Annotated in this window: 19 protein-coding genes and 2 pseudogenes; 8 read left to right on the forward strand and 13 right to left on the reverse strand. The window is 35.5% G+C overall.

Features of this window, described 5'->3' with window-relative positions; all coding sequences use genetic code 11:
• Positions 1-2 precede the first annotated feature (2 nt).
• The 8 genes and pseudogenes from COB47_RS10070 to COB47_RS10105 all read right to left on the reverse strand — a co-directional run bounded on the left by COB47_RS10070 (position 3) and on the right by COB47_RS10105 (position 8024).
• Positions 3-476, reverse strand: a complete 474-nt coding sequence (locus COB47_RS10070; RefSeq protein ID WP_013291265.1) for a chemotaxis protein CheX — start codon at positions 474-476, stop codon at positions 3-5.
• A gap of 3 nt (positions 477-479) precedes the next feature.
• Complete coding sequence (locus COB47_RS10075; protein ID WP_237698900.1) at positions 480-965, reverse strand: chemotaxis protein CheX; 486 nt, start codon at positions 963-965, stop codon at positions 480-482.
• A 55-nt stretch (positions 966-1020) separates the two neighbouring features.
• On the reverse strand, positions 1021-2559 hold the full coding sequence (locus COB47_RS10080) for an IS200/IS605 family accessory protein TnpB-related protein (RefSeq protein WP_013291267.1): 1539 nt from the start codon (positions 2557-2559) through the stop codon (positions 1021-1023).
• Positions 2540-3137, reverse strand: a pseudogene (locus tag COB47_RS12020) (IS607 family transposase). The gene COB47_RS10080 and the pseudogene COB47_RS12020 overlap by 20 nt, the downstream one beginning before the upstream one ends.
• A gap of 44 nt (positions 3138-3181) precedes the next feature.
• A complete protein-coding gene (locus COB47_RS10090; RefSeq protein WP_013291268.1) occupies positions 3182-3553 on the reverse strand; it encodes a response regulator in 372 nt (123 codons plus the stop codon).
• 21 nt (positions 3554-3574) lie between these two features.
• Positions 3575-4642: a protein-glutamate methylesterase/protein-glutamine glutaminase gene (locus tag COB47_RS10095; protein WP_013291269.1), complete on the reverse strand. Its 1068-nt coding sequence runs from the start codon at positions 4640-4642 to the stop codon at positions 3575-3577.
• A gap of 32 nt (positions 4643-4674) precedes the next feature.
• Entirely contained in the window at positions 4675-6111 is a 1437-nt protein-coding gene (locus COB47_RS10100) for a chemotaxis protein CheW (RefSeq protein ID WP_013291270.1), read from the reverse strand.
• Between the two features lie 17 nt (positions 6112-6128).
• The gene (locus COB47_RS10105; RefSeq protein WP_013291271.1) at positions 6129-8024 is read right to left on the reverse strand and encodes a methyl-accepting chemotaxis protein; all 1896 of its coding nucleotides are present in this window, start codon (positions 8022-8024) and stop codon (positions 6129-6131) included.
• A 432-nt stretch (positions 8025-8456) separates the two neighbouring features.
• Between COB47_RS10105 and COB47_RS10110 the strand changes: the two genes are divergently transcribed.
• Positions 8457-8918, forward strand: coding sequence for a UPF0236 family transposase-like protein (locus tag COB47_RS10110; RefSeq protein ID WP_013291272.1), 462 nt, complete (start codon positions 8457-8459; stop codon positions 8916-8918).
• Positions 8919-9054: 136 nt separating this feature from the next.
• Positions 9055-10107: a hypothetical protein gene (locus COB47_RS10115; RefSeq protein ID WP_013291273.1), complete on the forward strand. Its 1053-nt coding sequence runs from the start codon at positions 9055-9057 to the stop codon at positions 10105-10107.
• A gap of 108 nt (positions 10108-10215) precedes the next feature.
• On the opposite strand, the pseudogene COB47_RS10120 reads toward COB47_RS10115, so the two are convergent.
• Positions 10216-10761 (reverse strand): annotated as a pseudogene (locus COB47_RS10120) (beta-L-arabinofuranosidase domain-containing protein); the annotation flags it as partial.
• A 600-nt stretch (positions 10762-11361) separates the two neighbouring features.
• Here COB47_RS10120 and COB47_RS10125 point away from each other — a divergent pair.
• A complete protein-coding gene (locus COB47_RS10125) occupies positions 11362-13251 on the forward strand; it encodes an APC family permease (RefSeq protein ID WP_013291275.1) in 1890 nt (629 codons plus the stop codon).
• A gap of 79 nt (positions 13252-13330) precedes the next feature.
• Here COB47_RS10125 and COB47_RS10130 read toward each other — a convergent pair whose 3' ends face one another.
• Positions 13331-14518 (reverse strand): iron-containing alcohol dehydrogenase, encoded by a 1188-nt coding sequence (locus COB47_RS10130; protein ID WP_013291276.1) that lies wholly within the window; start codon positions 14516-14518, stop codon positions 13331-13333.
• 144 nt (positions 14519-14662) lie between these two features.
• Between COB47_RS10130 and COB47_RS10135 the strand changes: the two genes are divergently transcribed.
• Together COB47_RS10135 and COB47_RS10140 are read left to right on the forward strand one after the other, a co-directional pair.
• Positions 14663-15061, forward strand: a complete 399-nt coding sequence (locus COB47_RS10135) for a winged helix-turn-helix transcriptional regulator (protein ID WP_013291277.1) — start codon at positions 14663-14665, stop codon at positions 15059-15061.
• Between the two features lie 43 nt (positions 15062-15104).
• Entirely contained in the window at positions 15105-15461 is a 357-nt protein-coding gene (locus COB47_RS10140; protein ID WP_013291278.1) for a gamma-glutamylcyclotransferase family protein, read from the forward strand.
• A gap of 10 nt (positions 15462-15471) precedes the next feature.
• Here the strand turns inward: COB47_RS10140 and COB47_RS10145 are convergent, their stop codons facing one another.
• Positions 15472-15978 (reverse strand): DUF421 domain-containing protein, encoded by a 507-nt coding sequence (locus COB47_RS10145; protein ID WP_013291279.1) that lies wholly within the window; start codon positions 15976-15978, stop codon positions 15472-15474.
• A gap of 217 nt (positions 15979-16195) precedes the next feature.
• Here COB47_RS10145 and COB47_RS10150 point away from each other — a divergent pair, with 217 nt between their 5' ends.
• The 3 genes from COB47_RS10150 to COB47_RS10160 are packed head-to-tail and all read left to right on the forward strand — an operon-like array spanning position 16196 to position 19462.
• Positions 16196-16582 (forward strand): GntR family transcriptional regulator, encoded by a 387-nt coding sequence (locus tag COB47_RS10150; protein WP_013291280.1) that lies wholly within the window; start codon positions 16196-16198, stop codon positions 16580-16582.
• Complete coding sequence (locus tag COB47_RS10155; protein ID WP_013291281.1) at positions 16579-17478, forward strand: ABC transporter ATP-binding protein; 900 nt, start codon at positions 16579-16581, stop codon at positions 17476-17478. The genes COB47_RS10150 and COB47_RS10155 overlap by 4 nt, the downstream gene beginning before the upstream one ends.
• The gene (locus COB47_RS10160; protein WP_013291282.1) at positions 17453-19462 is read left to right on the forward strand and encodes a DUF6449 domain-containing protein; all 2010 of its coding nucleotides are present in this window, start codon (positions 17453-17455) and stop codon (positions 19460-19462) included. Before COB47_RS10155 ends, COB47_RS10160 begins: the two co-directional genes overlap by 26 nt.
• Positions 19463-19485: 23 nt before the next feature.
• On the opposite strand, the gene cysS is transcribed toward COB47_RS10160, so the two are convergent.
• Together cysS and epsC are read right to left on the reverse strand one after the other, a co-directional pair.
• Positions 19486-20883: a cysteine--tRNA ligase gene (gene cysS / locus COB47_RS10165; RefSeq protein ID WP_013291283.1), complete on the reverse strand. Its 1398-nt coding sequence runs from the start codon at positions 20881-20883 to the stop codon at positions 19486-19488.
• Positions 20840-21544: a serine O-acetyltransferase EpsC gene (gene epsC / locus COB47_RS10170; protein ID WP_013291284.1), complete on the reverse strand. Its 705-nt coding sequence runs from the start codon at positions 21542-21544 to the stop codon at positions 20840-20842. The genes cysS and epsC overlap by 44 nt, the downstream gene beginning before the upstream one ends.
• Between the last annotated feature and the right edge of the window lie 20 nt (positions 21545-21564).

Raw genomic sequence — 21564 nt, forward strand, 5'->3', positions numbered from 1 at the left:
CACTAATCTTTCCTCCATAAACTAATGTTGATGCCAATTGAACCTTTTTCCGTTGCAAACTTTATATCCACAGACTCATACCGTGTCATCATGATATACACACCACTGCCCATAACAAGCGTAGGCGGAGTTATCGCTACCTTTTCACCACCAAGTTCAGCAGACATATTGTTTGCAATATATGCTGACAGCATATTACCAAGTTCCAGAATGGTGCTTCTTGCCATAGGATCATCCAGTGTATTCAAAAAACCTCCTGTCATGACGCTAACAAGTTCCTCTGCTACAACTTCATTTAATCCAACTATCACATATCCATTTACCTTCCCCAGAAATCCTATAGTAACATTCACAGGATAATCACTTTCGTTATTTTCCCTCTGTTGATAAAAAGAAAGCCTTATATCACTTATACCAAATTGTTGAAGAATTGAAATTGTTGCACTTTTTACAGCTTCAATTATATTCTCATTCACTTTTTACATTCCCCTTTCAAAACCAACCTCTATAAATATCTTTCCACAATCAAGCACATATTCTATTTTCTTTCTCTGAATTCTGGGTGATACAACAAGCATATTTTCACCAAGAAAAATTGAAGGCGGAGTTGGACGCAATGCAGTACCGAATGTATTTTTATACTCTACCAACGTATTTCCCACAATCATGTTGAATATCTCATACGATACATCAAGCATATCATTATTTGTTGCAACATCCTGATCATAAATTGTTTTAACAAGGCGTCCACAAACATCAAAATCTACCCCAATTATTACTCTTCCTTTTAAATCTCCAATTGTGCCCAGAACACCAACAACACCTGAATACAAGAACTCATCCATCTCAGGAACACTCTCTTGAGTACTTTTCACTTCAAACCCAAAATTTTCACACAATATACTTCTTGCAACGCTATCAGCAATCTTCAATATCTCATCTATCACTTTTACTGACCTGGTCAACCAAACTGTGCACACTAGCACGAGTTTGGCGGCTGGGGTATTTATAGTCCGCCTTTCAGGCTTTCCCAGCCCCAGCAGGCGGTATTTGGGAAAGCCATAGCCCCTGTCCCAAGAAACAGGAACTTACGCCTTTATAGGTCTTCCCCACTTGCCCTGAAACTAAAAGTGATTTCAGGACAGACATGTCACGCAGGACTCTGTCAGGGGAGAGTGGAGTCACCACCGCTACCCTGAGAACTCGCCAGAGATTGTGGTTTTTGCCACGACTACCTGTACTTGTTCCATCCAGTGGTACAGATAGCCTCTCTGCCTCACTCTCAAGGCTTTGTAAAAACTTTATCACTCTACCTATCTCTCTGAGTTGCTTTTTCCTAGCGTATGTGTTCTTAACTACCTTCTTTACGTATTCCTTTAGTTCTTCCAGTTCGTTTACATCAAGTCTACTGAGAAACATCATATAGTTGTGCGGTATCCTTTCTCTCAAACCAAGCCCTCTTCGGGCTATCACATATGCAGCTGCCACGTCCTTGCTCACCATAAACTGCGGTGCATACTTCAGCATCCCTATCACAGAAGTATATGCAGGGTTTACTTCTATAACCTCTATCCCTTCTCGCTTTGCTAAAAGTTTTACCTTCTCCAAAAGTGACCTGTATCCAAAATAGTGCCTTATCCGTCTTGATTTTCTACCTGAAAAGTCTCCTCTTCTTCCCCTGTCTTTTATGCTAAGACTCTCAATCACTATGACTTTTTGCTTCTCTTTCGCCATCTGTACTATCATGTGGGCATACTGCCACCTGTAATACTCCCTCTTGCTTGAGTTTCCACTTTCAAGCTCTGGCATTGGTATTCTGCCATATTCCAGAAGCTGTCCACTGCTGTCTGTTTCTGCCCATGCTATATGCTTTGGATATGCGTTCGTATCTATCCCTATAACGCCGTTTGATTTTGTTATCTCAGACTTTGGAAAAATCTCTTCAACGGTAAAGTAGGCATATACTACACTGTTTTTGAGTTTCAGCTCAACAGAATAGGGTTCTCCCAAAGTGCTTATCGCCTGCAGCAGTTGATTTCTGTCTGTGTACGTTCCACCCTTTACTTTCCATCCAGGCTGTATCGTCGCATATACATACTCCCTTTCTCCCACGTTGATTCTGAGTTTTGTTAAGGAACCATCTATCTCAATCCTTGTGTTGAGATTCCCCTTCTTGCTCCTGTCTCCCCTTGAGTACAGATTCCCTTTCTTCTTCTCCTGCCACTTAAGTTGAAGTTCCCTGTACGCTTTACCATTTATATGCCTCTTTTGGAGTTTTTCAAAAAGTTCTCTACCACCAAAAATAACCTTTTTAGGACTTTCTCCTCTTTCTTTGCATGAGTTTAAAACACTGTTTGCTTTCATTATCGCATCATCAACGTATCGAGAATTCAGATTGAAAATCCCCTGCAGTTTCCTTTTGAGTTCATTCCTTTTATGCCCTTCCAGTAGCCTCTTGTATGCATACCTCATACAAGAGGACCATCTTCTCATAAGGTCTAATACTCTTTGCTTATCTTCACTGCCCTCAAAGATTAGCTTAGCCTGAACTGTTACCATGTCATTAGCACCTCTTTGAGCATAAATCCTTGCTGCAAAAGATGTATACTGCCGCTATTAAATCCTCTGCCAGTTCTTCTTTTATATCTTCTTCATTTTCTCTGCCATTTAACACTCTACAAGTTCTACCCCAAAATTCTCCATGAAAAACTTAAGATATTCAAATCCAAACCTTGCAAGTCTGTCAGGATACTCTATTACAACTTTTACAACTTCTCCTCTTTTGATTTTGTTCAAAAGTTTTAATAGTCCTCTCCTGTTTTTATTCTACTGTGCTGGCTATTTCAGATATAACCTCAATACTGCCAGCCTTAAGACTCTGCGTATTCCTCAAGTCTTCTGAGCTGGTTTTTAAGGTACTCTTCTTGCTTTTTAGTGGAGAGTTTTGCATACAAAACAACGGTTGGTTTTGGTTTTTCTTCTATCATGCCAAGTAGTTTTTTACGTCTTCTTTTTTGTACCTTCTCCTTCCCTTAGGTAGCTTGAGAGGTATTATTAACCCTTCCTTTTCCCAGTTTAGGAAATAGCCTTCGGCTAATGCTATATATCTCTTTAAGTTTTTGCATACTCAGCAACATTCAATACCACCTAATCAAAATTATACCTTTTTGTCTTGTTATTTTCAACTGTTGTGCCCTCCAAATGCCATATTTATAGCATTTTGTATGTCTTCGCCTTTGAAAGGTTTTTTAATAATTGTCACAACATTTGATGTATCATTTACATTCAAAAGCTCTTTATCCCCTATCGCAGTCAAAAATACAACTTTGCATGACTTATCTTTTTCACAAATCTTGTTATATGCTGCATCACCTTCTAATACTGGCATTGTAACATCCATGAAAATAAGGTCTGGTTTTAGCTCAAAATACTTTTCTACAGCTTCCTGACCATTTGTTGCACAGTAACAAACCTCATGCCCCAGCTTTTCTATTTCTTTTTTTAAAAGTTTATGAATCATTGGAGAATCGTCTACTATCATGATTTTTTTCATAAATCTATCAGCCTCCTTACTTTATTCTTGCTCCTCAACAAGCTCAACCAGTTTTTCTGGAATTTTATAAGATGGAAGAACATAATCAGCTCCTCCACGCAAAATTGCTTCCTTCGGCATTCCAAAAACTATCGCAGTCTCTTCTGATTCTGCAATTGTAATACCGCCTCTCTGTCTGATTTTTACCATTGCATCGGCTCCGTCATCACCCATACCTGTCATCAGAACTCCAATGGTGTTTTCACCAAACTTTTCTAACACAGACATCATACACACATCAACAGAGGGCATAAACCTGTGCTCAGGTTTTTGTGTAAGTCTCACTCTCAAATCCTCAATACTATTCCCGTACAGGACAAGATGATAACCACCTTTTCCAACATAACATTTTGATTTTTCTATTTTCATTCCTGCCGAAGCCTCAACAACTTCAATCTGGCAGTTCTCGTTTAGTCTTTTTGCATACTGAGCGGTAAAAGTAGGTGGCATATGTTGAATTAAAAACACACAAGCGTTCAAATCTGCAGGAAGATAAGGCAAAACATCCATGATTGTTTTCGGTCCACCTGTAGATATACCTATAACAATGGCTTTAAAAGGTTTCTGTCCGTTTTGTTTAGCTAAATCCGGCTGCTTTTTGCTTATACCATGAGCAAGGTTTTGAGAAGTATCTTTTTTTATAACAAATTTACGTGAAGATGTTGCTGCAACTTTGACTTTTTCTATAATATCCTCTTTTACCCTGTCTATATTAAGAGAGATAGTTCCACCCGGTTTTGGAACAAAATCGAATGCTCCCATCTCAAGAGCTTTTAAGGTAATCTCTGCACCTTCTTGGGTGAGAGAGGACACCATCACAACAGGTGCAATCTTTTTCTGCATTAAAATTTTCAGAGCAGTAAGCCCATCCATCCTCGGCATGTTAACATCAAGAGTGATTACATCAGGCATATACTCTTCGGCTTTCCTGATGGCATCCTCTCCATCTCTTGCAGTTGCAACAACTTTAATATTCGGGTCACTTTCCAAAATCTCTGTGAGTTTTTTGCGCATAAATGCTGAATCATCAACAACAAGTACCTTTATCATGAAAACTCTTTCTCCTCACTCTGTCAAAATATTTATTCTTCTAAAATTATATCAGGGTCAATTTGAATAATTAAATCATCGTTTTGTTTTATTACAGCCTTTATATACTTTATGTCAAGGTTACTTAGTTTTTCCTGTACCTGCTCATCTTCAAGAGTCTGCTGAACCTCAACAACATTCTCAGCAGATATTTTTGACACGCTCAAAACCTTTTTAGCCAAAATTCCAAACCTTTCTCTTCTCTGCTCAACAATTATAACTCTTGAAGAGTCATTGAGCTGTGTCTCTTCACCATACAAAAGTGAACAAAGGTCAACTATAGCTATAACATCTCCGCGTAGATTTGCAATTCCTCTCAAATACCTTTTCTCATTTGGCACTTTGATAATATTGGGAATTCGATTTATCTCTTTCACTTTTTGAATATCTATTGCAAACTTTTGATTGTTTAACTCAAACAACACAACCTGCTTTTCATCACCAGTCTTAACCATTTCCAAAGCCTCTTCTCCCTGATTTTTCATTTCTTCATAAATAGCATTGCTGACCTTTTCAAAAAGCTTTTCGATATTCAATATAATATACATTTTATCATCTGACTTTATTGTACCAGAAAAAATATTTTCAAAGTTTGCAACAGTTGGCAGTGGTTTTATTTCTTCTTCATTTGCAGAAATTACAGATAAAATCCTGTCTACAACAAATCCAAATTTAACTCCTGAGTTGTTGGCAATTACAATTTTCGTTTCATCATCAATTTTTTTGTTATCTGCTTTTAAAAGCTTTTGAATATTTATAATAGGAATAATTTCATTTCTCAAATTTATAATACCCAGTATATCATCGTTCTCAGAAGGAACTGTCGAATAATCAGAAAATCTTATAATCTCTTGAATATTAGCAATATTGAGGGCATAGTTCTGATCATCTATTTGAACTAAGATATATCTTTCTTGCTTAGATAATTTTTGTTCGCTCTCATCCACCTTTGAAGTGGTTGATTCTATATTAATCTTTTGAAAAACAGAAAGTGCAAGGCTCTCTTCAACAATTTTGTCACTGTCTATAAATGTAATTAGCTTATCCCCTTCTTTCTGCTTTATAACAGCTTTTACTTCTTCAAGGGTTGTAATTTTGCACTCATTCATCTGTGCCTGCTCTATACTGCTAATATTTAAAACCTTGTCAACCAGAACACCAAGCTTAAACCCATTTTTTTCTATAATAATTATCCTTGCATCTTCACTTTTGAGGTAACTTTCTATTTTATACTTCTCCCTTAAATTTAAAACAGGAATAACCTCACCTCTTAAATTTATAAGCCCTGCTACATGACTTTTGGCAAGTGGAACCGGAGTGATAGATGGAACTTTTATGATTTCTTTTACATTGTCAAGGCTAAATGCAAAATTCTGCTTACCTATTTGAAAGATTATAACATTCAAATCAAGCGTTCCTATCTTGCTCATCTTTTATCATCCTTTCACTACATGGCTAAGATTTCTTCAGCCAAGCTTGCAACATCTTGTATAGCCGAAAGTAGCTCATCTGCTCCAAGTCTTTGTTCATTCACAGCTCTTGTTGCTTCTTCAAGCGATGCAAGGTTCTCTTGAGCTGCAGCTGATATATTTTCTATTCCCTTTGTAAGCTGCTCTAAAGCAGATTGAATCTGTAATATCTCCATGTTTATAGCGTTTGTTGCCTGTTTCATGTCTCTTATCATATCCTTTGTTTGGTTTAAAACCTCTATGTCTCGCTTTGACCTGTCTACCATGTTTGAGGTCGAAAGGGTCAAATTCTCTATATCGCCTGTAAATCTCAAAACTTTTCTCTGCGTGCTCTTTACGATATCTTTCATCTTCTGAGCATTTTCAGAAGATTCATATGCTAAGTTTCTAACATCGTTGGCAACAACAGAAAATCCTCTTCCATACTCACCAGCTCTTGCCGCTTCAATTGAACCGTTTACTGAAAGCATATTGGTCTGAACAGTCACAAGAGATATCTGTTCTATGAGTTTTTCTAAATCAGCAATATAACCATCCAAACTCTCAACAAACTGCAATACCTTACTATTTGACTCTAAGACCTTAGCTAAGTCAGATATGAGACTAACAGTTTTTTCAATTACATCACTCATCTGGTCATTAAATGTATTGATAATGTCATTTAGCTCATTTGAAAGATCCTTATTTTTCCTTGATTCTGCTACTATTTCGTTTATGCTGTTCCTGGCAAGATTAGAATTTTCAACCTGAATTTTTGAACCTGTCTCAACCTGAGAAAATGCCTCTGCTATCTGGGTTAAAGACTGAGAAATCTCCTCAACTGCAGATGAAAGTTCATCAGAAGATGCTGAAATTTTTGTTGCATCTTTTTCTACAGCAGTTGAAACTCTCATCTCTTCTGCCAGCTGGTTCAAATCTTCTGTCTTCTCACTTGCAATCTTGTAGGCTTTAACCTGTTCGTTTACTGTCTGGCTAATTTCTTCTATTGCCGCTCCTATTTGCTCTGATGCAGACGCAATGTTTGTCATAAGTTTTAAAAACTCGTCCATAGAATTCGAAGTCCTCTGTGAAGATTTTTGTATTTCATTTGCACTTGCTAAAACTTTTTCAAAAATCTTTGTTGTCTGCGAAAGTTTAGAAAGAATTCCCTCACCAACTGCCGCTTTTGCATTTTCATACTCTACAGACTCTTTTATCTCTTTGTCAATGTTCTGAATCTCCTCATTTATCTTGGCAACATTTTTTCTAACACCGTCTGTCAGCTTTTCAACCACTTCAGCCAGGTTTCTTATCTCATCGGCAACAACTGCAAAGCCTCGTCCATACTCACCAGCTCTTGCAGCTTCGATCGCAGCATTTAAAGCCAAAAGATTTATCTGGTCAGCAATCTTGCCAACTGAAATTACAATATTATTTATATCTCTCGCAGATTCATTTAGCTGTTTCATGAACTCACTTGCCTGAAGTTTTTTGTAGGCAGAAAGTTTTACCTCTTCAATTATCTCTTGAATTTTTCTTGTTGTATCCATAACAGAGATATTTAGTGTCTTTGCTTTGTCAACAAGGTCAATTGCGTTTTGAAATACTGTATTTGCTGATTTTTTAATCTCATCTGTTGCAGTTTTTGCCTCTTCAACAGAAGCTGCTGTCTCCTCTGCCGCTGCAGCAAGTTGTTCAACATTTTTATTGAGCTCTTCAACCGCTGCAGTTGACTGTTCAATCCCCGCCATAAGCTCAGATGCTGCCGCTGCAAGTCTTTCTGAAAGCTGCTGCTGACGAAGAAGTACCTTTGTTTTTGCCTTTTCCTCAGCTTGCTTTTTGCTTTCAACTTTCTTTGTTGCAGTAAGATCATTCTTTAAAAGCTTCTTTTCCATATACAATCCTCCCCACCTACAAAAATTTTTGTTGACATTTTATTTAAAATTATTTCTCATCTTTATATATACCCTTTTTCTGAGCTTCTGTAAACTTTTTTTTTTTGTATAAATGTAATAATATGGTTTTGATTATTCCAGTTCTACATATCTATTCAATCTCAAATCACTTGCAACATGTGGAGTTACATCTTCAAATGTACCAGCTATTTTAAAAGGTTCATCTTTTTCATATAGGATAGTACAACAAATAAAAATCTATCTGTCATCTTTGAGTTTTACCCTTAATGAAAAACCATTTTGCCTGCTCTGTATACTTGAAGTCATATAGCAAAATTTTTGTAGGTGTCCATTTAACAGGGCTTTTTAACCCTCTGTGGCTGTTATACTAACCTTGAACTATTAGATTGTTTTGAAATGGGGGTTTGATATATGCATGAAATTAATGAAAAAGAAATAATACTTGTGGAAAAGTTCAAAAAACTTTTGCAAGAGGCACCAGGAATGCTTGAGTGCCAGAAAGATTTGGATAAGTTTGCTGAAGAGGTGAGCAAAACTCTCTACAACCTTCTTATTGAAATTCTTGTATATTCAATTGAAAAGCTTGACGACAAAATTAAGGAATCTGAAGAAGTAAAAGAAAACTGGAGAAATATCAAAAGAGACTATAGAACAATTCTAATGCCACATGCTGTTGTTGTTTACAAAAGGCGTTATTATCAACACAAACAAACAGGAGAGTATTCATACCTTGTGGATAAATTTTTAGGAATTGATAGTTATCAGCGTCTCAGTCAGCACTACGAAGAAAAGATTAGAAGCCTTTTTAAAGTTCATAAATCTTTTGCAGGTGTTTTAAAAGAACTTGCCAGGGCATCAAATCCACTGAAATAAGTGCCCAGACAGTTAGAAATAAAATTTCAAAGAAAAAAAAAAGATGAGAAAAAACAAAACTGATAGTCATTTTTTTTGAAGAGTGATATAATATATATAGGATTTCATCCATTCAAAATCCCTGGAGGTGCAAAAAATGAAAAGTTTGGTGAGGGTAATTTCGGCTATTGTTACAATTTGTTTTATAACTTTTTTGCTATCATCTTCAATTTTTGCTGTATCAAGCCAGCAAACCCAAGCATCTTTGTTAGAAAAAACTTTCAAAGCAGAACTTTCAAAAATTCTAAATCCTGACTCTCCTCTTTCGTGTGACATAATCACCACTTCAACCGGACAAAAGTCAGTCGGATATGGTTTAAATCTTATTGTTAATCGGACAAATATCTATAAAGTTGCTTTTGACAGGAAAAACAAAAAGTTTTTTGTTCAGACTAAAAAAGACAATGCAAATCAAACAGTCTTTTTAAATGGGCAAAATACTTATACTTTAGATCCAAAGGATAATAAATACATTCTTGGCACTATACCAGCTTCTCTCTGGATGAGTATTAATATGCTTGACATCACAATTTCCCAACCTATGAGCAAATTTTACCAAACCATATTGAACTACCTAAATTCTCAATCATCCTCGATTGTAAAAAGCGCATACAGAACAACAACATCTGTCGGTTCTAATAAGATAAACTGCTGGCAACTTAGTGCAAACCTTCCAGGTAAGGTTTTGGAACCTGCATTAAAAGAATTTTTATCTTCTGCTTCAAAATCTGTAATTTCTCAGCTTAAGGGTATGCTTGATATCTATTTAAAATCGTTAACAGACGATGAAAAGAAGGCTTTGAGTTCTTTAAACATCGATGTAAATAATCTATCATCAAGTGAAATTTCAAAACAGATTGAAAGCAATCTTTCCAAGTTTATTAGCTCAATAAAATTGGATGATTATAAAATAAGCTTTTATGTTGACGAAAAGACAGGAAAAGTTATAAAGATAATAATTAAAAATTCATCTGCAGCAGGTAGCGGAATTTCATCAAGAATTGAAATAACAAACATTTTGACAGGAAATGAGGTCAAGTTCCCACAAATATCTCAAAATATGATAAAACAACAGTCCAGTCAGGTAGACATAGTCGGTCTTTTAAAGTTAATTGAAAACTTTGTTGTTAAAATGCAGCAGATTAAATAAATGGAATATACAAATAAAGAAGCAAGACTGCCACATGATTGATATCATAGAAAGATGTGGCAGTTTTTTCTTTTTTGTCCAATTTACAAAACATATTGTCTTACCTAACTTTTGTAATATTCTTTTGAACAAATCTGCAAGCTTTTTTACAATCTCCAAAAGGCTTGTTTTGCCAGTTGCCAAAAAATGTGCAACACCGGCTTCTATCATGTGTCCCGCAGTGTAAAGCTCATGACACTCTTCCAAATTGGTCCACCTTTTACCCTTTTCTTTGATGGTAAAATATGTATTGAGGTATCCATCTTCCCACTGAGCCTTGCCAATCAGCTCTATAACCTTGTCAACCTTCTTTTCCAAATCAGGGTTTGGATACTTTTCAAGGACGTATGAAGCTGCTTCAAGCCATTTTGCAACATCGCTATCTTGAAAAACAAATCCTTCAAATTCCCCATTTTCAAGACCCGCTGCTATTTTGAAATTCTTCATTGCATGGCTCTTGATAGGAATATCAACTAAGTCGTTTAAAATTTCCCACTGATATGGCACAACTACATAGCGAACGAGATCTACATACCTTCCCCAGAACGGGTCTTTGATAGTGACATCTTTTATTTCTGGGGATTTCAAAGAAGTTGTGAAAGGATTTTCAGTCATATTTTCCCACCACCTATGTATTTAATTTTATTCTTTATCTTTATTTTCTGACATTACTCTTACTTTTTCAAGTTGAAAAAAAACAATAATCTTGGTGGAAAAAATCTGATTTAACCTTTCACCTGATTCGTAATTATGATTATGTATAGGTCTTTTACTTCCAATATCATTCTTTTGCGAAAAGTCATCCATTCACTCAATATTTTGTACATAACACTTTTGCTCTTTTTCAAGGAATTCTCCCCTCCTTTGAAATATGATTTATTTCTCAATTTTATCAAATAAGAATATCCTTGTTAAGTTTTTGAAAAATTTATTTTTGCACTTCAATATGTATATTTTCTATAATTTATTGTTCTTAATTTTGTACATATTTTTATTACCTTTTTTTGGGCTTAAATTATAAAAGTCTCAGAAAAATAAAGCTTCTTAAGCTATTTTCTTGACAACCTAATTTTTAGTGCATAATCTCTACAACTTGTATATTTTAGCACCTATAAAACATCAAAATAGCATATTGAATTAAAACTTTTAGGGGAATATAATTTTGTAATCATGTGAAAATAACTTAAATCAACTAATCAGAGGGGGAGTTTTGACTTGTTTGAAAAGCTAAAAAGAATCCTTATTGGAAAACCTTTGCCAAATGAAGCAGAGAAAACAGAAAAATATGGTGTTTTATGGGGATTGCCAATTTTGTCAAGTGATGCTATATCATCTGTTGCATACGCAGGGCAAGAGATACTTTTTGTTCTGCTTCCCGCAATTGGCTTTCTTGCTTTTAAAGAAATACAGATTGTAACATCAGCCATAATCATCCTGCTTTTTATTTTAATGCTCTCTTACAGGCAAACTATTGACAATTATCCAAATGGCGGCGGTGCTTTCATTGTTGCAAAGGACAATCTTGGCGTTTTAGCAGGTATTGTGGCAGGCGCAGCTTTGTCTGTTGATTACATCTTGACTGTAGCAGTTTCTATATCTTCGGGTGTTGATCAGATTGTAACTGCACTTGAATTTTTAAAGCCCTATAAGATAGCACTGTGTTTATTTTTAGTTTTATTTCTAATGATTGGAAATTTAAGGGGAATAAGAGAGTCATCCAGAATATTTGGAATACCTGCTTATGCTTTTATGTTTTCAATTTTAGCACTAATCATAGCCGGGTATGTAAAGCTAAAGATGGGGTATGTTCCGCCAGAGCCAAAGATAAATTATCCAACACATCCTGTAACACTGATTTTACTTTTAAAGGCTTTTGGGAGTGGATGTACTGCTCTCACCGGTGTTGAAGCTGTGTCAAATGCTGTGCCTAACTTTAAAGAGCCAGCAACAAAACATGCAAAGACTGTTTTGTTACTACTATCTCTTATAATATTCGTGCTTTTTGGCGGGACTACGCTTTTAGCAACACATTACCATGTTGTCCCCACAGAAGGTGCAATGCTTGTTTTAATGGCTGGGCAAGTGTTTGGAAAAACCTTTATGTATTATGTTGTTGCTGCTACAACATTTATAATCCTCGTGTTTGCAGCAAATACAGCTTTTTCTGGCTTTCCAATGTTGGTTGCAGTTATGGCAAAAGAGGAGTTTGTGCCAAGGCAGTTGAGCATGAAAGGGGATAAGTTATCATACTCGAATGGAATAATCATCCTTGCTGCAGTTTCAGCAATTTTAATTTTGGTTTTCAACGGTAATGTAACAGCCCTGATTGGTCTCTATGCCATTGGTGTTTTTATATCATTTACACTATCTCAATTAGGAATGTTCGTAAGATGGCTTAAGAACAAAGGTAGTTATTGGCATATAAAAGCTTTTATAAACGGTTTTGGAGCCCTCACAACTTTTGTTGTTGTCATAATAATTGCAATAACCAAGTTCAGAGAAGGTGCGTGGATTGTTGTTCTTTTAATTCCTCTACTTGTCTTTGCAATGATAAAGGTAAAGCTTCATTATATTGCCGTTGCCGACCAGTTAAGAGTAACGCCTGAAGACAAAGAGCTTTTGGATGTTGAACACAATATATATAGAAACAGGGTTATTGTTCCTATCGAAAGTTTAAACAAGGCAAGCATTCGTGCTTTGAGGTTTGCAAAAACAATTTCAGACAATGTCATAGCTTTTAATGTATCAATAAATGAAGAACAGGCTAAAAAACTTCGGGAAAGATATAAAATGCTCAACTGCTCCATCCCTCTTGTAATAAGATATTCTCCTTATAGAAAAATATTAGAACCGCTTTTAGAGTATATAAAGTCAGAAGAGTACAACTATCAAAAGGGCGACATGATAACAGTCATCATACCCAAATTTACTGTACAGCGCTGGTGGCAAAAGATTTTGCACAACCATACATGGCTGTTTATAGAAAAAGAGCTATTAAAACACAAACACATAGTTGTCTCTGTCATGCCCCTGCAGTTAAAAGATGATTATGTGGTTTTGAAGAAAAAGAATAAGCCTTTGTGGAAGGTGTTGGAGGAGGATTAAAAAGAAATCAAAATGGGCTATTCTTAGGTCTTTTTAAAGTTACCTAAAAATAGCCCATTTTTATTTTGTTTTCTAGCGTTTACTTATATGCATTTTTCATTATCTGTACAGTTTCCTCAAAGCTCAGCTTATATGGGTCAACCTCGAAAAGCCCACCCATTGTTTTTATAGCGTTGTCAGCAAACTTTTCAATCTCATCCTCTTTAATTCCATAGTCAGACATCTTTAAATTCCCAACACCACACTCTCCCTGAAGCTTTTTCATTGCTTTGACAAATGCAAATGGTCTTTCATCCTCTGGCAAAGAATCTACATCAACACCCATTGCTTTTGCAAGCTGGACATACTTTTGAGGCACTTTTGATGCAAAGAATGTATGGTATGCTTCAGATAGCATTATAAGCCCTGCACCGTGTGGTAAATCAGGGTAAAATGCAGAGAGTGCATGTTCCATTGAATGCTCTGAGGTACAGCTGGAAGTGGATTCTACAAATCCTGCTAAAGTGTTTGCAAGAGCTACATATGTCCTTGCTTCAAGATTGTTTCCATCTTTTACACAGACCGGCAAATACTTTGCAATAAGCTCAACACTCTTTAGTGCAAACATATCACTTATTGGCGTTGCAATCTTTGCAATGAAACCTTCAACTGCATGGAAGAAAGTATCAAACCCTTGGTATGCTGTCAGGTGCGGTGGCACACTCAACATAAGTTCCGGGTCAACAACTGAAAGTGTTGGAAATGTATACTGATTTCCATAACCAATCTTTTCATTTGTCTCTTCATTTGTGATAACAGTCCATGGGTCAGCTTCTGTTCCAGTTCCAGCTGTTGTTGTTATTGCAACAATTGGAAGTGCTCCACCTGATGGGAATTTCCCTTTACCGCTTCCACCGACAATATAATCCCAGTAATCACCATCATTTTTGGCCATAAGAGCTATGCTTTTTGCAGAGTCGATACTGCTTCCACCACCAAGTCCAATTACAAAATCGCAACCTTCTTGCCTTGCTAACCCTGCACCTTCCATAACATGCTTCTTTATTGGATTTGGCAAAATCTTGTCAAAGACAACATAATCAATCCCTTTTTCTTTTAATATCGCTGTGAGTCTGTCCAAATATCCATACTTTTTCATAGAAGCTCCGGCAGAGATTACAATTAAAGCTTTCTTACCTGGCAAGTTTTCATCTTTGAGTCTATCCAAACTTCCTGGACCAAACAAAATTTTAGTGGGCATAAAGTAATTGAATACTAAATTTTCCATGTTTTTTACCTCCAGAATACAATTTAAAACTTTATAAAGTAAAATTTCTTTAAGTTTAGTATAATATTTTTGTCATCGGTTACAAGAGTGCACTTTTTGGATATAAAGTATCATAGATGATACTAAAGGAAGGTGTTTTGCGTTATGGCTCAAAGACAAAAGGTCAAAGAAGCAACATGCGAAATAGAAGTAGCATTCGAGGTAATAGGTGGAAAATGGAAACCTCTTATCCTTTGGTATTTGGGCGAATATGGTACTCTCAGATTTGCTCAGCTGCAACACTTAATTCCAGATATCACTCACAGAATTTTAACAAAACAGCTTCGCGAACTCGAAGAGCATGGTCTTGTCCAGCGAAAAGTATATCCTGAAGTTCCTGTGAAAGTAGAGTACAGCCTAACTGAAAAAGGAAAAGAAGTCTTGCCAATTTTGGATATGATGTGCGACTGGGCTGATAAGCATGATTATTTTGGATATAAACTAAAATATTGCCTTTGCAATGATGAAGTTTGTGATATCAGTGAAGATGGACAACCAAAGTAAAAGAAAAAATTTACTTTTTAAATGTGCTGTGAGGTGACAAATTATGTATCTTTTTGTTTATGGCAGCCTTCTTTCTCATAACAGTCACAATCATCTTTTAAATGGCTGCAAACTTGTTGGAAAAGCAGTTTTAGAAGGCTATGGACTTTACAAAGTTAGCTGGTATCCGGCAATTGTACCAAAAAAAGATGCAAAAGTGGCAGGAGAAGTATATGAGGTTGATGAAAAAACAATAAAGGAAATAGACAACTTTGAAGATGAAGGTAAGCTTTACAAGCGGCAAGTGGTTGAAGTCATTTTAAATGGAGTTGAAGTTCTCAGAGCGTGGACATATGTATATTTACTTAACGTTGATGAAAAAAACTATATTCCTTTTGAAAAACAGCCATGGAGAGAATAGGTAAAATATCTTATTCTCTCCTTTTTATTCTCACTGGTATTTTCTTTTTAACATACTCACTTTCAGCTCTTTCAGAGATAATGCTGATATTGCCATCCATCTCAAAAACAGCAAGCTCAACATCGTCAAGTGAAGCAACACCGTGCTCTCTCACTGTCTCAAGCAGCTCATCTTTTGTAATCTTTGCTTTAGCTAAATTTTTTTCATTGATTTTTCCTTTATACACCAATAATAGAGGCTCTCCCTCAATCAAACGTTCTATCTTTGGAAACCTGTACACAATGAGCTTTATAATATAGTTTACAACAAACAATGAGGTTGCAGCAACAAGCCCGCCTGCCAGACTCGAATCTGCTCCCACCATGGCATTTTGCACAGAATTGCTAAGAAGCAGGACAAAAACTAAATCGCTAATTGAGAGTTGCGAAACATCTTTTTTGCCAAACAGCCTGATGGCAAAGATGATAAACAGGTATATTGAAATTGAACTAAAAGCTATATAGAGATATCTTAACATTTTCATTTGACTCCTCTTACCTAAGTTTTAAATGGTGATCTTCGAATCTTGTCTGACTTTGAAATATTCTTTTTCTTCTAATTTTATCAAACTGCCCTTCAAGCTACAATACTTTCAAAAAGTTTCTACAAAAAGCTTTACACATTTCAAAAAATCATTTATAATATAACTGTATTAATACTGATAGTACAGTTAATACAGAAAAGTGGTGAAGTAAATGTTTGAAATTGACTGGAAGAGCAGAGTACCCATCTACAAACAGCTTGTGGAAAGGATAAAAGAACTAATCTTAAAGGAGGTTTTGAAAGAAAATGAACAACTTCCATCGGTGAGGTCTCTTTCGAAAGAACTCACAATCAATCCAAATACAATCCAAAAAGCATATCAAGAGCTCGAAAGAGAAGGTTATATTTACTCAATTCCTGGCAAAGGAAACTTTGTCGCACCTGTAAAATCAAAGATAAAAGCTGAAAAAGAAGAAAAGATAAAATCTCAGTTCAAAAAAATTGTTTTTGAGGCACTTTTTATTGGTATCTCAAAGAACGAACTTATCAAAATTATTGAAGAAATTGAAAAGAAGCTATCAGGAGGCGATAAATCTTGATAAAGGTAGAAAATGTTTGTAAAAGGTTTGACGAGACTGAGGCATTAAAGGGAGTAACTATAAAAATTCAAAGAGGTTCTATTTTTGGTATTGTTGGAAGAAATGGTGCTGGTAAAACTACCTTGTTAAAAATTCTGACAGGGGTATACAAAGCAGATAGCGGTTCTGTTTTTTGTAATGGTGAACCTGTTTTTGAAAATCCGCAAGTAAAGTCAAAAATATTTTTTGTACCAGACAATCCCTACTTTTTTAGAAACTTTTCAATTTACAATATGGCAAATTTCTATAAAGGAATTTATAATACCTGGGACAGCCGCCACTTTGAAAATCTTCTGAAGATTTTTAATCTTCCACTGAAAAAAAGAATCTCAAAATTCTCAAAAGGTATGCAAAAACAATGTGCAATCCTTTTTGCTCTCTCTTCACGTCCAGAATTGCTTGTACTGGATGAACCTTTTGATGGTCTTGATCCTGTTATAAGGCAGAGTGTAAAAAAGCTTTTAATAGAAGATGTTGCAGATAGAAGTGCATCAGTAATTATATCATCTCACAATTTAAGAGAACTTGAAGATTTCTGCGATACTATTGCAATTCTTCATGAAGGGAAAATTTTGCTTTGCAGCAATATAGAAGAGTTAAAATTAGATACTTGCAAAATTCAAGCTGTGTTCAAAAAGAATTTTCTACCTGAAAGTTTGAATAGATTCAAGGTAATCTCTTACTCTAAAAAAAGTAATATTGAGGTAATCATTGTGAAAGGCAACAGAGAAGAAATTTTAGATACATTAAAAGATTTTGAGCCGGTGTTACTTGATATTTTACCCCTTTCGCTCGAGGAAATATTTATTTACGAAATGGGAGGGTTGAAAGATGAGCTTACCCAAATCATGGATTAATAAAAAATTACTTTTTGTTACTCTTAAAAGATTTTGGTTTGTAGGAGTTATATACTTTTTAGCTTTATCAGTAATTCCATTTTCTATTATTCTATTCGATTTGCCTTTAATTTCAAAATACCCCGACAGTTATATAGTTTCTAAGTACACTGTAACAAGAAATCAGGGATACTGTATTTTTGTGAGTTTACTTATTTGTTTTGCTCTTAGTGCATTTGTATTTAATTATCTTCATTCAAAAGATGCCGCAGATCAGCTTCATAGTCTTCCTCCAAAGCGAATAACACTTTACATCTCCAACATCTTAGCTTCTTTTTTATTACTTTTGCTACCTATTATACTTAATACAGTAATTTTATTAATATTAAAGTTAAATCTGTTAGACAAATTTGAAATACAGTTAAAAGAGATATTCTTCTGGGGCTTAAATACAACTGCCGTCGCAAGTTTGTTTTTTTCAATTGCAACTTGCTGTGCAATTATCACAGGCACACCCTTTGTCCAAATTTTCTTGAGCTTTGTTGTACTTATGCTGCCATCATTTTTATATTATACCTCCATTTTAAATCTCAAAAACTGGTTATTTGGCTATTATCCCTCACCAAATAGCGCTGTCGTTGAAAAAATAAATCCTCTTTTAATAATGTTTACACCTGTATCACCTTCTTCTCCACTAAAGCCTGTTGAATATACCGGCTTCTTTAGTATTGCCATTTTTTTGATTGTCCTCGGTAGCATATTATACAATTTTCGTAAAATTGAAAATGCCGGGCAATCCATAGTATTTGAGTTTTTCAAACACATCTTCAGATATGGAGCTGCTCTGTGCGGCGCACTTTTAGTAGGACTTTATTTGCCTTACATTGGACAAGGAAAATCTTTCTGGTTGGCAATATCAGGATATTTGATCATTTCTTTTGTATGCTTTTTAATTGCTGAAATGATTCTGAACAAAAAAGTCAATGTTTTCAATAAATCTCTTTTGAGATATAGCTATTTTGTAATATTTTTGTTCTTAGCAATAGGGATGATAAAACTGGACCTGTTCGGATTTGAAAAGTACGTTCCGCAGGAAAAGGAAATAAAAAGTGTGGTTTTTAAAGAATACTTTTTTATAGGAAATCACTCTGAAGATATAAGTACTTTTGAAGACCCCAAAATAGTAAAAATGGTTATAAACATTCATAAGCAGATTATTAAACAAAAACAGGAAATTGTAAAGGAAAAAGATTCAAATTCTCCATACAAAACTACTCTTTATATAAGCTATAACTTGAAAAACGGGAAAAAGATACAAAGAGAATATTCTGTTGATATTCAAAAATTTTCTCATTATTTAAAACCTCTTTATGAAAATCATACTTTTAAATATAACCTTTACGAAATTTTTAAGGTATCGCCTATAAATGTTCAATCAGTATTATTGAGTAAATACAGTAACTATTCTTCAATACAAGATAATTCTTTAAAAACTCTTGTTAAATCCTCTGATATACCTGAACTATTAGAGGTTTTAAAAGAAGAGATATACAATAAGAAATTTGAGGATATGATAAACAATACAAAAGACCAGTGGGGTGACATCGAAATTGACTTGAAAACACCCATTTACCATGGCAAAATTCCATTTTCAAAAATTGTGATACCATTTGAAAAAAGCTTTACAAAGTTAGAAAAATGGCTGGCTAAAAAAGGATATATTAGATTTGCTCGTATTATGCCAGATGAGATAAGTTATGCTCTCATAGGAAAGTCAAACAATCCAGATAAACTGAGAAATACCTTGGTGGGTAACCCAAATTTAGCGAAAATAAAAACTGGAAAAAAGATAACAGATAAAGTCTTGATAGACAAATATTTGCGTATGTGTGAAAGTCCATGTAATTTTTTTAGTTACATCACTTCAAAAAAGGAGATATATTATATTATCTTTTTTGGAAAATCATCTAAAATAATATACACAGGAATTTTGAAAGATTTATAAAAAAACCGGGCTTTTGCCCGGTTTTATTTTATTCTCTCAATCTTTGTCCCCTGAGGGGTGTCAAGAACAATATATCCCAAGCTCTTGAGCTCATCTCTTATTCTGTCGGCTTCGGCAAAGTTCTTTAACTTTCGTGCCTGATTTCTTTTCTCAACCATATCTAAAATCTCCTGTGGCACATACTCTTCTTTTGAGCTATATTGCTCTAAAATTCCCAGTATACTGCAAAGTTCTTTTAATACATCTTTAGCAAAAGTCAAAGTTTCTTTTGAACAAAAGTTAGCATGTGTATTGATTTCCCTTACCATTTCGAACAAATACCCTGTTGCCTCGGCAGTATTCAAATCATCTTCCATTGCCTCTATAAATTTTGCTTTAAGCTGTTCAATCACAGTTTTTAGCTTATCATTATTTTCAGATGAAGAAGTTTCATTTTGAATCAAAAACTCAAGATTTTCGTAGCAGGTATAAATTCTTTTGAGTGCCACCTCTGCCTGTTCAATCAAATCAAGAGAAAAGTTCAGAGGCTTTCTATAGTGCGCCTGAAGCATGAAAAGCCTCAGAGCTTCTGGATGGTACTTTTCAATGATTTCTCTCACAGTAAAGAAGTTTCCCAACGACTTTGACATTTTTTCATTGTTTATATTAACATACCCATTGTGAATCCAAAAACGTGCAAAAGGTTTTCCTGTCGCTGCTTCACTTTGTGCAATCTCATTTTCATGGTGAGGAAAGATTAAATCCTGTCCACCTGCATGAATGTCAATGGTCTCGCCAAGGTATTTCATTGCCATAACAGAACACTCTATATGCCAGCCAGGTCTTCCCTCACCCCATGGTGAGAACCACGCCGGCTCACCTTCTTTTTTAGCCTTCCACAAAGCAAAATCAAGCGGATCTTCTTTCTTTTCGCTCAGATCAACCCGCGCACCAGCCACCAGTTCTTCAATATTCTTGTGAGAAAGTTTACCATATTCGGCAAACTTTCTTGTTCTAAAATACACGTCACCATCAACCACATATGCATAGCCTTTGTCAATCAACTTTTGTATCAAGACTATCATATCAGGGATTTCTTCTGTTGCTCTTGGATTTTTGGTTGCTCTTTTTACATTGAGCCTGTCTGCGTCTTTGTAGTATTCTTTTATAAACCTTTCAGCAAGTTCAAATACGGTTATCCCCTCTTTGTTTGCTCTGTTTATCATCTTGTCTTCAATATCAGTGAAGTTTTGGATGTATATTACCTCATATCCTTTGTATTCAAAATATCGTCTCAAAGTATCAAATACAATCAAAGGTCTTGCATTGCCGATATGAATAAAATCATATACAGTCGGACCGCACACATACATCTTTACTTTGTTTTTCTCAAGAGGTTCAAACTCTTCCTTGGTCTGGCTGAGAGTGTTGTAAAGTTTCATACTCTTTTAATCTCCTTTCATACTCGGCAAGTTTTTTCTCCAAAGCTTCTATCTTGGCTTCAAGGCTGCAAATCTGCATTGCAAGCGGGTCGGGAAATCTTATCTGGTCAAGCTGTTCTTCAACAGTTGGCTTTTCCTTTTTCTCTTTTCTGACAACTCTTCCTGGCACACCAACCACAGTTGAGTTCTCTTCAACCTCGCGAAGAACAACTGCATTTGCACCAATTTTGGTATTATCTCCTACTTTGAATGGTCCTAAAACCTTTGCACCAGCACCAATTAAGACGTTGTTTCCAATTGTTGGATGGCGCTTGCCTTTTTCTTTTCCTGTGCCGCCCAATGTCACGCCCTGATAAATCAGAACATCGTCGCCAATCTCAGCTGTTTCACCAATCACAACACCCATGCCATGGTCTATAAATACCCTTCGACCAATCTTGGCACCGGGATGTATCTCAATACCAGTTTTGTGCCTTGCACGCTGGGAAATCCACCTTGCAATGAAGTACATCCTGCGGTTGTAAAACCAGTGAGCTATTCTGTGGTATATAATAGCCCACAGGCTTGGATACAAAAGAGTTTCCAGCCTGCTCTTGCAAGCCGGGTCCTTTTCCATGATAACATCCATCTCTTCTTTGATCATTCTGAAAAATCTAAACATACTCTCAAAAACTCCTTTGC

The organism is Caldicellulosiruptor obsidiansis OB47 (assembly GCF_000145215.1).
Lineage (GTDB): Bacteria > Bacillota > Thermoanaerobacteria > Caldicellulosiruptorales > Caldicellulosiruptoraceae > Caldicellulosiruptor > Caldicellulosiruptor obsidiansis.